Source organism: Pseudomonas chlororaphis subsp. aurantiaca, assembly GCF_013466605.1.
GTDB lineage: Bacteria > Pseudomonadota > Gammaproteobacteria > Pseudomonadales > Pseudomonadaceae > Aquipseudomonas > Aquipseudomonas chlororaphis_I.
This window is the reverse complement of the sequence record NZ_CP059162.1, coordinates 711,799-724,995: the sequence shown is the minus strand read 5'-3', so window position 1 is coordinate 724,995 and position 13,197 is coordinate 711,799. Positions and strand designations below refer to the sequence as shown.

The window sequence follows — 13,197 nt, the reverse complement described above, 5'->3', positions numbered from 1 at the left end:
AAGGCCGCGCAGCATGCGTGAAGAAACGGCGGAACAACCCGCCCCGCTGCGCAGCGGCCTGACCACCGGCAGCTGCGCCACCGCCACCAGCCTGGCGGCGGCGCGCCTGTTGCTCGAAGGCACCAGCAGCGACGCCGTGCAGATCGTCCTGCCCAAGGGCAAGCAGGTACAGATGCGCCTGGAATTCTGCCGCCTTACCGACAACGGTGCCGAAGCCGGCACCATCAAGGATGCCGGCGACGACCCCGACGTGACCCACGGCGCCCTGCTCTATTCCCAGGTATGCCTGAGCCCGGACAGCGGCATTCGTTTCATCGCCGGGCAAGGCGTAGGCACCGTGACCCGCCCCGGCCTGGTGCTGGGTGTCGGCGAGCCGGCGATCAATCCGGTGCCGCGCCGGATGATCAGCGAGCACCTGACGACGCTGGCCCGGGAACTCGGCTACCAGGGCGGCTTCGAGGTCACGGTCAACGTCGAGGACGGCGAAGCCCTGGCACTGAAAACCATGAACCCGCGCCTGGGCATTCTCGGCGGCCTGTCGATCCTCGGCACCAGCGGCATCGTGCGGCCGTTTTCCTGCGCGGCCTATATCGCCTCGATCCACCAGGGCATCGACGTCGCCAAGACCAACGGCTACCTGCACATCGCCGCCTGTACCGGCAACGCCAGCGAAGACACCATGCGCCGCGTCTACGACCTGCCGGAAATCGCCCTGATCGAGATGGGCGACTTTGTCGGCGCCGTGCTCAAGCACCTGCGCAAAGTGCCGGTGGACAAGCTCAGCCTGTGCGGCGGTTTCGGCAAGATCAGCAAGCTCGCGGCCGGGCACATGGACCTGCACAGCCGCCATTCCAGCATCGACCTGCCGCAACTGGCCGAATGGGCCGCGGCGGTCGGCGCCGACCAGGCGCTGCAAGACGCCATCCGTGGCGCCAACACCAGCCAGCAGGCCCTGGCCATGGCCAGCGCCGCCGGCATCGCCCTGGGCGACGCGGTGTGCCAGCACGCCCTGGACTTTGCGCGCAGCGTGGTGCCGCCGCAGGTCCAGGTCGAAGTCTTCGCCATCGACCGCCAGGGCGGCATCGTCGGCCATGCCGGAGCTTTTCGATGAAACCCATACTGCTGCTGGGCGGCGTGACCGAGGCCCTGGCCATCGCCCGCACTCTGGGGCCGGAGCACATCTATAGCCTGGCGGGTATAGGGCGCGTGCCCGCTGACCTGAACTGCCAGGTGCGGGTCGGCGGATACGGCGGCGCCGAGGGCCTGGCCCGGTTCATCCGCGAGCAAGGCATCGAGCTGCTGCTGGACGCCACTCACCCCTATGCCGCACAGATCAGCCAGAACGCCGCCACGGCCGCGCAACTGTGTGGCATCCCCTGCTGGGCCCTGCGCCGACCGGCCTGGCAAGCACAGGCCGGTGACGATTGGCGCGAAGTCCGCGACTGGGCCGAGCTGGTCCACGCACTCAAACCCTTCAAGCGCCCGCTGTTCACCCTGGGCCGCGAGCCCTTGCAGCACCTGCATGAGATCCCCGCCGGGCAGTTCTGGACCCTGCGCGCCCTCGACCCGTACCCCGGCAATGACCGCTGCGAAGTGATAGGCGCACGCGGCCCCTTCCTGATCGACAGCGAACGCGAACTGTTCGAACGCTGCCGCATCGACGTGCTGATCAGCAAGAACAGCGGCAGCAGCGCCACCGAACCCAAGCTGGAAGTGGCGCGCGAGCGTGGGGTGCCGGTGCTGATCCTGCAGCGGCCGCCGTTGCCAGCGGTCGATCGGGAATTCCATGACCTGGGCGAGTTGCTCCAGGCCCTGCGCTGACCTCCTGGTCGCGCAAAAGCGCGGCCAATACATCGAGTTACCAAGTCTCCCCGCCGAACGGCAAGACGCAGCCCTGGCCACCGCGCCACGGGACCTTCGCGGATTGAAGATCGCAGAAACACTTGCGCCGTTGGCCACGAACAGGCTTTGCGTCACGATCAAAGGCCTATCCACATAGTAACTTATTTGTTACCTTTAAGGTCGGAGATGATCACAGTCGAGGAATACCAGCAAGAGAACCAGCGCAGCCCCTTCGGTCGCAGGTTCGAAACGCTGGATACCCAGGCAGCCGTCAAGGTTTCCACCGCGCTGCTACGCCTGGAAATGGGCAACACGTCCAACATCAAGTGGTTCGACGGGCTTGGCGAATACCGCATCGACTGGGGCCCGGGCTACAGGATCTACCTGATCCAGGAAGGCCGGTACTTGGTGATCCTGTTTGGCGGTGGCGACAAGTCCACCCAGCAGGCAGACATCAGGCAGGCGAAAAAACTGATCGCCGAATTCCATCACCGCAAGAAGGCCGAACTGAAAACGAGGTGACACCCATGGCACTGACTCGAAGCTTCAAGCACAGCATTGCCGAACGCGCCGAGCGCGACCCGGCGTTTTCCCAGGCGCTGCTGGACGAGGCGGCTACGCTGTTTCTCAATGGCGAACCGGAGATGTCGCGGATCATTCTGCGCGATCTGATCAACGCCACCGTCGGCTTCGAAGCGCTGGCCCGGGAGACCGCCAAGCCGAGCAAGAGCCTGCATCGCATGCTGTCCGCCAGCGGCAACCCGAGCATGGACAACCTGGCCGCGATCTTTGCCGCCATCCGCGCCAAGCTCGGCGTTGCCATCGAGGTCCGCGCGGTACCGGCTCACTGAGGAACGGCAAGTCCAGGTGGCGCTGCGACACCACACCGCACGGCGCCTTTTTACTTATCCACAGCGATCAGGCTAAATACCTCCCTGTTCGCTCAACCTGACGGATCGTCACCATGTCCCGACAACGGCTCGCATTTGCCTGGATCGCCTGCTTCGCAGTGCTGTTCAACATGCTTGCCATGCCGCTTTCGGGAGCCATGCAGCAGACCGATCGAGCGCCCGCCGAGCAACTGTTGTGGGGCAGTTTCTGTTCCTCCAGCGGCACCAAGCTGGTGGCGATCTCCTTGGGCAAGCTGGAGCAGCAAGCCCCGCAGAACGACGATCATTCCACGATGCAGCACTGCTGGTGCTGTTCCGGCTCGGCGCCCCTGGTTGCCCTGCCAGGCCATGCGCCGCAGTTGTATTTCGCCCGTTTCGAGTCCAACCGCAGCGTCGCCCCACCCGCGCTGATCATGCCCACGCCGCGCCAACAATGGCCAAGCCTCAATCCCCGCGCCTCACCTCTGGTCTGACTCCACCTCGCAATTGATCTGCGTGTCGAATCGTTCTGGAGAACTGCCATGTTGAAATCCACCCTGGTCAAGCAAGCCCTGCTGCTGGCCGCCCTGCTGTTGCCTGCTGGTTTTGCCGCCGCCCATGAATACAAGGCTGGCGAGTTGCAGATCGCCCACCCCTGGTCGCAGGAGCTGCCGCCCAATGCACCGACGGTGGCGGCCTATTTCGTCATTCACAACACCGGCAAGAATGCCGACCGCCTGCTCGGCGTCGACTCGCCGATCGCGGGCAAGGCCGAGCTGCATGAGCATGTGCAGCAGGGCGACCTGATGAAGATGCAGCAGGTGCCCAACGTGGCGATTGCCCCGGGCGATACCGTCACCTTCGCGCCCATGGCCTATCACGTGATGCTGCTGGAACTCAAAGACCGCAGCCAGCTCGGCGACGGCAAGCGCTTCCCGCTGACCCTGCACTTCGAGAAGTCCGGCGACGTCACGGTCGAGGTGGCGGTGCAGAAGCAGGCGCCCGCGGGCCCCCAGGAACACATGCACGCCCAATAAGCGCCGGCCGTCATTACCGTGAACTCCCCGCGCTCGCCTGGCACCCGGCGATCCGTGCGCACGCCCCTGAAAGTACGGCGCGGCAGCTGGATCAGCCTGTTCGCCATGCTGATGATCTTTATCGGCCCGCTGATTTCCCAGTCGATGCCGATGGATCAGGCCATGCCGATGAACCTGTCCATGTCGACGGACATGAACATGGGCGAGCCCGGCTGCCACGGTGAAACCCCGCACGGCGCAGAGCACGGCAAGGCCCAGGGCGAACACCATGCGCTCTGGGAAAAGTGCGGTTATTGCAGCCTGCTGTTCAACTGCCCGGCACTGCCTGGCAGCCTGTCGTTCACGGCGCTCGACAGTTCGCCGTCCAGCCACTTCCTCACCCCTTCGCCGCGCCTGGGCCATGCCCGGCAGACGGTGTTCCCCGGCGCCCGGACCCGCGCCCCGCCAGTCATTGCGTAAACCCCTCAACCGCACTTCACCCGGCCGACTGTAGAAAAGACAGCCGCAGGCTGCTGGCCGTGTTGTTTACGAAATGATTGATGGAACCTTTATGTCCAGGTTTTCTGCTGACACTCGCCTGTGCTCTGCCCAGGCCCCCGCTACCGTTGCCCTGAACGAACCTCGCGTACGTTTCAGCCATGCCATCGCCGTACTGTGCGGCGCCCTGCTCACGCCGCTGGCCCTGGCGGCCGAACAACCGGTCGATCACAGCCAGCACGGCGAAGAATTGAGCCCGACGGTGATCACCGCCATCGCCCCCAGCTCGCCGCTGACCGTGGTCACCAACCCCAAGGATCCGCGCCAACCGGTCCCGGCCAGCGATGGCGGCGACTACCTCAAGACCATCCCCGGCTTCGCCCTGGTGCGCAATGGCGGCACCAACGGTGACCCGGTGCTGCGCGGCATGTTCGGCTCGCGCCTGAACATCCTCACCAACGGCAGCATGATGCTCGGCGCCTGCCCCGGCCGCATGGACGCACCGACCTCCTACATCTCGCCGGAAACCTACGACAAGCTGACGGTGATCAAGGGCCCGCAAACCGTGCTCTGGGGCCCGGGCGCTTCGGCCGGGACCATCCTCTTCGACCGCGAGCCGGAAAATTTCGGCGAGCTGGGCACCCGGGTCAACGCCAGCGTCCTGGCCGGCTCCAACGGCCGCTTCGACAAGGTGGTGGATGCCGCCGCCGGCGGACCGCTGGGCTACGTGCGGGTGATCGGCAACCAGGCCCATTCCGACGACTACAAGGACGGCAACAACGACACCGTGCCGTCGCGCTACGAGAAGTGGAACGGTGACGTCGCCGTCGGCTGGACCCCGGACGCCGACACCCTGCTGGAACTCACCGCCGGCAAGGGCGACGGCGAAGCGCGTTACGCCGGGCGTGGCATGGATGGCTCGCAGTTCAAGCGCGAAAGCCTGGGGCTGCGTTTCGAGCGCTCCAACATCGGCGAGGTGCTGGATAAGGTCGAGGCGCAGGTCTACTACAACTACGCCGACCATGTGATGGACAACTACACCCTGCGCACGCCGTCCGGTACCGGGATGATGGCCGGACCCATGGCCAGCAACGTCGACCGTCGCACCCTCGGCGCGCGGATCAAGGCCACCTGGCGCTGGGCCGATGTGCAGTTGATCGGTGGTATCGATGCGCAGACCAACGAACACCGCCAGCGCAGCGCCATGGGCATCGACACCTACAAGGACCAGCCGCGCACCAAGGACGCCGACTTCCACAACTACGGCGCGTTCGGCGAGCTGACCTGGTACGCCGCCGACCGCGACCGGCTGATCGGCGGCGCCCGGGTGGACCGCGCCTCGGCCAAGGATTACCGCCAGCGCATCGGCTCCGCAATGATGAGCCGGCCCAACCCGACCGCCGGCGATACCCGCGCCGACACCCTGCCCAGCGGTTTCATCCGCTACGAGCATGACCTGGCCGACAGCCCGACCACGGTCTATGTCGGCCTCGGCCACGCGCAACGCTTCCCGGACTACTGGGAGCTGTTCTCGCCGAAGATGGGCCCGGCCGGATCCCTCAACGCCTTCGACTCGATCAAGCCGGAAAAGACCACCCAGCTCGACTTCGGCCTGCAATACAAGACCGCCGTTCTGGAAGCCTGGGCCTCGGGCTACATCGGCCAGGTACGCGACTACATCCTGTTCAACTACCGCCCGGGGATGATGGGCATGACCTCGCAAGCCGAGAACATCGACGCGCGCATCATGGGCGGCGAACTCGGCGCGGCCTACAAGCTGAACGACAACTGGAAGGCCGACGCCACCCTGGCCTATGCCTGGGGCAAGAACAGCAGCGACGGTACGCCACTGCCGCAGATGCCGCCGCTGGACGCGCGCTTCGGCCTGACCTACAGCGAGGACAACTGGAGTGCCGGCGCCCTGTGGCGGGTGGTGGCGGCGCAGAACCGCATCGACGAAAACAAGGGCAACGTGGTCGGCAAGGACTTCGGCAAGAGCGGCGGCTTCGGCGTGTTCTCGCTCAACGGCGCCTATCGGATCAACAAGAACCTGAAGGTCAGCACCGGCGTCGACAACCTGTTCGGCAAGGCTTACGCCGAGCACCTGAACCTGGCCGGCAACGCCGGGTTCGGCTACCCGGCCAATGACCCGCAAGCCATCAACGAACCAGGGCGCACGCTCTGGACCAAGGTGGACCTGAGCTTCTAAACACAACAAGAAATGGAGCCGCTACCGAAGGCTACGATAAGGCCTTCAGCGATATTGAGTACGCTGCGGCCGTTGGGGCCGATCGCAACCTATCGGCAGCGGCTCCAGAGACAATTGCCCATGCGGAGCATTCCCTGATGAGCCAACCCAAAGTGTCGTTCTACAACCTGGCCTGGCGCTGGCATTTCTACGCCGGGCTGTTCGTAGCCCCTTTCATGGTGATGCTGTCCCTGACCGGGATCATCTACCTGTTCAAACCCCAGCTCGACCAACTGATGTATAGCCACCTGCTGCAGGTGCCGGCGGGACACCACATTCTCAGCGCCGACGCGCAGCTCCAGCGGGTCCAGGCCGCGTATCCCCAGGGCCACGTCAAGCAGTACCTGCCGCCGCTCGAAGCCGGGCGCAGCGCGCAGTTCGTGGTGCAGAAGGAGGGCGGCGAGCTCAATGTGTTCGTCGACCCTTGCCACGGCAATATCCTTGGCGAGCAGGACGCCAAGAACAATCTGCAAGCCATCGCCCGGGCCACTCATGGCGAACTGATGATTGGCACCCTCGGCGACCGCCTGGTGGAGCTGGCGGCGGGCTGGGGCATCGTCCTGGTGGCGTCCGGGCTGTACCTGTGGTGGCCGCGCGGCAAGTCGTCGGCCGGGGTGTTGTGGCCGCGCCTGGGTAGCCGCGGCCGCGTGCTGTGGCGCGACCTGCATGCCGTGGTCGGCTTCTGGGGCGCGGCGTTCCTGCTGCTGATGCTGCTCAGCGGCATGACCTGGACCGGCTTCTGGGGCAAGCAATACGCCGAGCTGTGGAACCGCTTTCCGGCGGCGATGTGGAATGACGTACCCAAGTCCGACCAGCAGGCCGGCGAACTCAACACCGCCAGCCGCCAGACCGTGCCCTGGGCCATGGAGAACACGCCGATGCCGATGTCCGGCGACCACGCCGAACACATGGCCCACGGCGCCGCGCACGAAGGCCCGGCGGCGCCCGTGATCAGCCTGCAGCAGGTGCAGGACATCGCCACCCAGCGCCAGGTCGAAGCCGGTTACAGCATCACCTTGCCGACCACCGCCAGCGGCGTGTTCACCATTGCCGTGTTCGCCGACGACCCGCGCAACGACGCCACCCTGCATGTCGACCAGTACACCGGCAAGGTCCTGGCCGATGTGCGCTGGCAGCAGTACAGCAATGTGGCCCGCGCCACCGAAGTCGGGGTGATGCTGCACGAAGGCAAGATGTTCGGCCCGTTCAACCAGATCCTGGTGCTGCTGATCTGCCTGATGATTTTGCTGAGCGCCGTCAGTGGCCTGGTGATCTGGTGGAAGCGCCGTCCCCAGGGACGCCTTGGCGTACCGCCGCTGCGCCACGACCTGCCGAAATGGAAAACCGCGATGGCGATCATGCTGGCGCTGGCCGTGGCCTTTCCCCTGGTCGGCGCCTCGCTGGTGGCCGTGTGGCTGCTGGATCGCTTGCTGCTGTCGCGCTGGAACCGCTCGACTGAATCGGCCTCATCTTCATCATGAATCAGGCGAGATGCGCGGTTTAGAGGGATCTGTAGACTGCTGTCGCTTCAATTTCCGACACGCATAATGTTACCTTATAACACTTTCATGTAAGATCCCTACCCGCAGCGCCAAGGCTGCGGGTATTCCTTTCGAAGAAGCGATTCAACCGCCCCAATGAACTGCCCCTCAATAAATAAGTACCTTGCGTCCAGCCTCTGCCTGCTGGCCCTGAATCACTCTGCCCAGGCCGACGAAGCGCCGCTGACGCTACCCACCGGCACCATCAGCGCGCCCGCCATCGACGCCCAGGACATCAGCCTGCAAACCCCGACCACCGCCGGCTCGCGCCTGGGCCTGAGCGCCCTGGAAACCCCGGCCAGCACCGAGAGCCTGAGTGGCGAGCGCATTCGCCAGCGTGGCGACCGCAACGTGCAGGACGCGGTGTCGCGCGGCACCGGGATCAGCCGCACTGGCACCCCGGGCGACGGCGGCACTTCGTTGTCGGCACGTGGCTTTACCGGCCAGGGTTCAGTGATGCAGTTGTATGACGGCAATCGCCTGTACAGCGGCATGGGCACCGTGACCTTCCCGGTGGACACCTGGTCGGTGGAACGGGTGGATGTGCTGCGCGGCCCGGCCTCGGTGCTGTATGGCGAAGGCGCCACCGGCGCGGTGGTCAACGTGATCCCGAAGAAACCCTTCGCCGGCGAGATCGAAAACCACCTGCGCCTCGGCTACGGTTCCTACGACAGCCAGCAGCAGGCCCTCGACAGCGGCGGTTCGCTGAGCGACACCCTGAGCTATCGCCTGAACCTCAACCGCCTGCGCAGCAACGGCTGGATCGATCACGGCGACAGCGCCAGCGACTTTATCAGCGCGGCGCTGCGCTGGCAGGCCACGGACGACCTGGCCTTCACCCTCGCCCACGACTACGGCGACCAGCAGCCGATGAATTACTTCGGCACCCCGCTGGTCAATGGCCGCTTCCATGAGGGCCTGCGGGACAAGAACTACAACATCGGCAACGACAAGCAGCACTACAACGATCAGTGGACGCGCCTGACCAGCGAGTGGCAGCTCTCCGACAGCCTCAGCGCCAGCAACGAGCTGTATTACCTCAAGGCCCAACGCCGCTGGCAGAACGCCGAAAACTATAACTGGGACACCGCCGGCCAGCAGCTTCTGCGCAGCGGTAACTTCGCCATCAAGCACCAGCAGGAACAGGTCGGCGATCGCCAGACCTTCACCTTCAAGCACAGCCTGTTCGGCCTCGACAGCCAGACCCTGGCCGGGGTCGATTACAACCGCATCCGCTTCCAGCTCAACAGCAACTCGCCGTTCAACGATGCGCTGCCGGATGGCCAACCGCTGGATCTGCAACACCCGGACAAGGGCCGTTTCGACAGCACCTCGGCCTATCGTCCGCAGTTCCAGAGCACCACCAAGCAGATGTCGGCCTTCGCCGAAAACCGTACCCAGCTGAGCGAGCGCTGGTCGCTGGTGACCGGCGTGCGCCGCGACTACGTGCAGGTGGATCGCGACAACCTGGTGGACGGCAGCCAGAGCGACAAGACCCTGACCGGCAACAACTGGAAGGCCGGGCTGGTGTTCGCGCTGACGCCGGACACTTCGTTCTACGGCCAGTACGCCACCAGCACCGACGGCGTCGGCGGCCTGATTTCCCTAAGCCCGAGCCAGCAGCAATACGACCTGGCCCGCGCCCGGCAGAGCGAGATCGGCCTCAAGCAGATGTTCTGGGACCAGCGCGGCGAATGGACCCTGGCGGCCTATCACATCGTCAAGAAGAAGCTGCTGACCGACGACCCGGGCAACCCGACGCTCAAGCAACAGGTCGGCCAGCAGTCGTCCCGTGGCCTGGAAGCCAGCCTCGACCTGCAACTGCCGCACGCCTGGCAACTGCAGGCCAACGCCGCCATCGTCAAGGCCCAGTACGACGACTTCGAAGAGCAGGTCGGCAACCGGTTCGTCTCGCGCAGTGGCAATCGCCCGGTGGACGTGCCACGGCGCACCGCCAACCTGTGGCTGAACAAGGCGGTGACCGATAACCTGCGGGCCGGCGCCGGGGTGCGTTATGTCGATGCCCGTTACGCCGACCTGGCCAACCGCAACGAGCTGCCCAGCTACACCGTGGTCGATGCGGTGCTGTCGTGGAAAGCCCTGCGCAACACCACCTTCGGTTTGCAGCTGAACAATCTGTTCGACCGGCAGTACGCGCAAAGCCAATACAATGAGGGCCAGCAATGGATCCTCGGCGAACCGCGGTCGTTTTTCGTGACCACCGATTACGCCTTTTAACCAATACCTGTAGCCGCTGCCGAAGGCTGCGATCGGCCTGGGCGGCATTCCGACGTAGCGGACGCGCTCTTGAAGTCCTCGGAAGGTCCTGCGGACCTTTTCACAGCCTTCGGCAGCGGCTACAGGGAATCACACGGACACCGCATGACCTCGCTGAACCTCACCAACCTGGCCTGGACGCCCCTGGGCCAGGGCCACTGTCATCACCAGTTCCAGCTGCGTGAGGCCAGCCTGCGCGTGGCGCCGGGGGAGTTCGTCGGGCTGATCGGTCCCAACGGCAGCGGCAAGACCAGCCTGTTGCGTTGCAGCTATCGCTTCAGCCGGCCGGACCAGGGCGAAGTCCGGCTCGATCACTACAACGTCTGGAGGCAGACGCCGCGCTGGTGCGCCCAACGCATCGCCGTGGTATTGCAGGAGTTTCCCGAGGCCTTCGGCCTGACCGTCGAAGAGGTGGTCGCCATGGGACGCACGCCGCACAAGGGTCTGTTCGACGGCGACAGCGCCGAAGACCGCATCATCGCCCGCCAGGCGCTGGAGTCGGTGGGCCTGCTGGGTTTCGAGGCGCATGCCTTCGCTACCTTGTCCGGCGGGGAAAAGCAGCGCGTCATCCTGGCCCGCGCCCTGGCCCAGCAACCGCAACTGCTGATCCTCGACGAGCCGACCAACCACCTCGATCCGCGCTATCAACTGGAGCTGCTGCAACGGGTCAAGCGCCTGGGCATCGGCACCCTCGCCAGCATCCATGACCTGAACCTGGCCGCCGCCTTCTGCGACCGCCTGTATGTGATCGATCACGGGCGCATCGTCGCCAGCGGCACACCGGCCGAAGTGCTGACCCGCGACCTGCTGCAGCAGGTATTCGGCGTCCAGGCCCTGGTCGACCGACACCCGCTGTCCGGCTACCCACGAATCACCTGGATAACCCAACCATGACCCCGCGCGTCTCACTCAACCGCCTGTTTCGCTCCAGCCTTGGCCTGGCCCTGTCGCTGCTCGCCGGCCAGGCCTGCGCCGAAGCCACTCGTTACCCGCTGACCATTCACAGTTGCAACCGCGAGGTGACCTTCAAGGAGGCGCCGAAACATGCCCTGAGCCACGACATCAACATGACCCAGATGATGCTCGCCCTCGGCCTCAAGTCGCGCATGGTCGGCTACAGCGGCATCAGCGGCTGGAAGGCGGTGACGCCCGAGATGCGGACCATCCTCGACGGCCTGCCGGAGCTGGCGGCCAAGTACCCGTCGGTGGAAACCCTGCTCGACGCCAATGTCGATTTCTTCTTCGCCGGCTGGGACTACGGCATGCGTGTCGGCGGCGACCTGACCCCGCAGACCCTGACGCCGCTGGGCATCAATGTGCTGGAACTGACCGAGTCCTGCGCCTTCGTGATGAAGCGCCCGCCGGCCAGCCTCGACGACACCTACAACGACCTGCGCAACCTGGGGCGGATCTTCGATGTGCAGGACCGCGCCAACCAGTTGATCGCCGATATGCAGCAACAGGTCGCCGCGATCCGGCAGGACCTGCCCACGGAGAAACCGCGGGTGTTCCTCTACGACAGCGGCGAAGACCGCGCCATGACCTCCGGCCGCCTGGGCATGCCGCAAGCGCTGATCGACGCCGCCGGCGGACGCAACATCCTCGACGACGTGGAGGCCAGCTGGACCCGGGTCAACTGGGAAACCGTGGTCGAGCGCAATCCGCAGGTGATCGTGATCGTCGACTACAGCGAAATCAGCGCCGAACAGAAGCAGCAGTTCCTGCTGGACAACAAGGCGCTGCAATCGGTGGACGCGATCCGCAACCAGCGCTTTATCGTGATCCCCTACGTGCAAGCCACGCCGGGCATCGATAACGTCGAAGCGGTGCAAACCCTGGCCAAGGGTTTCCACGGCGCATGATCGATCGTCGTTATGCCTTGCTGCTGACTGCCCTCGGCGCCTTGCTGCTGGCGTCCTGCGTACTGTCCCTGGGCTTCGGCTCGGCGCGGGTGCCGGTGGACGTGGTCTGGCGCATCCTGCTGCACAAGACCCTCGGCCTGGGCGAGGTGGACTGGAGCGCCGGGCAGGAACATATCGTCTGGCTGATCCGCGTGCCGCGCATGCTGCTCGGCGCCCTGGTCGGCGCCGGGCTGGCGTTGATCGGTGCGGTGCTGCAAGCGGTGACGCGCAATCCGCTGGCCGATCCGCACCTGCTCGGCGTGACTTCTGGCGCCACCCTGGGCGCAGTGATCGTGGTGCTGCATGTGGGTGAAATCGTCGGCCTGCTGACCCTGCCCATCGCCGCCTTTATCGGTGCCCTGGCGAGCATGCTGCTGGTGCTCGGCATCGCCGCGCGCCATGGCCGGCTCGACAGCGACCGCCTGCTGTTGTGCGGGGTGGCGGTGTCCTTCGTGATGATGGCGGTGGCCAACCTGCTGCTGTTCATGGGCGACCACCGCGCCAGCTCGGCGGTGATGTTCTGGATGCTCGGCGGGCTGGGCCTGGCGCGCTGGGAACTGCTCGCGGTGCCGGCGGCCAGCGTACTGCTCGGGCTGGGCCTGCTGCTGGGCATGGCGCGGCCGTTGAACGCGCTGATGGCCGGCGAGCAGACCGCCGTGACCCTCGGTTTGAATGCCCGCAATGTGCGGCTGCGGGTGTTCCTGATCGCTTCGCTGATGACCGGGATGCTGGTGTCCATCAGCGGTTCCATCGGCTTCGTCGGGCTGATGGTGCCGCATATCGCCCGGCGTCTGGTCGGTGCCGAGCATCGTCGGCTGTTGCCGGTGTGCGTGCTGCTGGGCAGCGTGTTCCTGGTCTGGGTCGATGTCGCCGCCCGCACCCTGATCGCCCCCGAGGACCTGCCCATAGGCGTGGCCACGGCGGCCATTGGCGGGTTGTTTTTCATCGGCCTGATGCGCCGCCGTTGAAAAGCGGTGTGCCTGATGCGCCGCCATCGCGGGCAAG

13 protein-coding genes are annotated in these 13,197 nt (G+C 65.4%); all 13 read left to right on the top strand.

The window, feature by feature from the left end; genetic code table 11:
* The first annotated feature begins 13 nt into the window (after positions 1 to 13).
* The 13 genes from H0I86_RS03210 (at position 14) to H0I86_RS03150 (ending at position 13,160) form a co-directional block, all read left to right on the top strand.
* The gene (locus tag H0I86_RS03210; RefSeq protein WP_180924011.1) at positions 14 to 1,111 is read left to right on the top strand and encodes a cobalt-precorrin-5B (C(1))-methyltransferase; all 1,098 of its coding nucleotides are present in this window, start codon (positions 14 to 16) and stop codon (positions 1,109 to 1,111) included.
* The gene (locus H0I86_RS03205; protein ID WP_180924010.1) at positions 1,108 to 1,821 is read left to right on the top strand and encodes a cobalt-precorrin-6A reductase; all 714 of its coding nucleotides are present in this window, start codon (positions 1,108 to 1,110) and stop codon (positions 1,819 to 1,821) included. Before H0I86_RS03210 ends, H0I86_RS03205 begins: the two co-directional genes overlap by 4 nt.
* A gap of 207 nt (positions 1,822 to 2,028) precedes the next feature.
* Positions 2,029 to 2,364 (top strand): type II toxin-antitoxin system RelE/ParE family toxin, encoded by a 336-nt coding sequence (locus H0I86_RS03200; protein WP_180924009.1) that lies wholly within the window; start codon positions 2,029 to 2,031, stop codon positions 2,362 to 2,364.
* A gap of 5 nt (positions 2,365 to 2,369) precedes the next feature.
* Entirely contained in the window at positions 2,370 to 2,693 is a 324-nt protein-coding gene (locus H0I86_RS03195) for a helix-turn-helix domain-containing transcriptional regulator (protein ID WP_009046758.1), read from the top strand.
* 113 nt (positions 2,694 to 2,806) lie between these two features.
* Positions 2,807 to 3,205 carry a DUF2946 domain-containing protein gene (locus H0I86_RS03190; RefSeq protein ID WP_180924008.1) on the top strand — a complete coding sequence of 133 codons (399 nt, stop codon included), beginning with the start codon at positions 2,807 to 2,809 and terminating at the stop codon, positions 3,203 to 3,205.
* A gap of 48 nt (positions 3,206 to 3,253) precedes the next feature.
* Complete coding sequence (locus H0I86_RS03185; RefSeq protein ID WP_180924007.1) at positions 3,254 to 3,748, top strand: copper chaperone PCu(A)C; 495 nt, start codon at positions 3,254 to 3,256, stop codon at positions 3,746 to 3,748.
* Positions 3,749 to 3,853: 105 nt separating this feature from the next.
* Entirely contained in the window at positions 3,854 to 4,207 is a 354-nt protein-coding gene (locus tag H0I86_RS03180) for a DUF2946 domain-containing protein (RefSeq protein WP_050899131.1), read from the top strand.
* Positions 4,208 to 4,298: 91 nt separating this feature from the next.
* Positions 4,299 to 6,434 (top strand): TonB-dependent copper receptor, encoded by a 2,136-nt coding sequence (locus H0I86_RS03175; protein ID WP_180924006.1) that lies wholly within the window; start codon positions 4,299 to 4,301, stop codon positions 6,432 to 6,434.
* A 137-nt stretch (positions 6,435 to 6,571) separates the two neighbouring features.
* Entirely contained in the window at positions 6,572 to 7,954 is a 1,383-nt protein-coding gene (locus tag H0I86_RS03170; RefSeq protein WP_180924005.1) for a PepSY-associated TM helix domain-containing protein, read from the top strand.
* A 171-nt stretch (positions 7,955 to 8,125) separates the two neighbouring features.
* The gene (locus H0I86_RS03165; RefSeq protein ID WP_180925783.1) at positions 8,126 to 10,252 is read left to right on the top strand and encodes a TonB-dependent receptor; all 2,127 of its coding nucleotides are present in this window, start codon (positions 8,126 to 8,128) and stop codon (positions 10,250 to 10,252) included.
* Between the two features lie 144 nt (positions 10,253 to 10,396).
* The gene (locus H0I86_RS03160) at positions 10,397 to 11,185 is read left to right on the top strand and encodes an ABC transporter ATP-binding protein (RefSeq protein WP_180924004.1); all 789 of its coding nucleotides are present in this window, start codon (positions 10,397 to 10,399) and stop codon (positions 11,183 to 11,185) included.
* On the top strand, positions 11,182 to 12,153 hold the full coding sequence (locus H0I86_RS03155) for an ABC transporter substrate-binding protein (protein WP_180924003.1): 972 nt from the start codon (positions 11,182 to 11,184) through the stop codon (positions 12,151 to 12,153). Before H0I86_RS03160 ends, H0I86_RS03155 begins: the two co-directional genes overlap by 4 nt.
* Positions 12,150 to 13,160, top strand: a complete 1,011-nt coding sequence (locus tag H0I86_RS03150; protein ID WP_180924002.1) for a FecCD family ABC transporter permease — start codon at positions 12,150 to 12,152, stop codon at positions 13,158 to 13,160. The genes H0I86_RS03155 and H0I86_RS03150 overlap by 4 nt, the downstream gene beginning before the upstream one ends.
* The last annotated feature ends 37 nt before the right edge of the window (positions 13,161 to 13,197 follow it).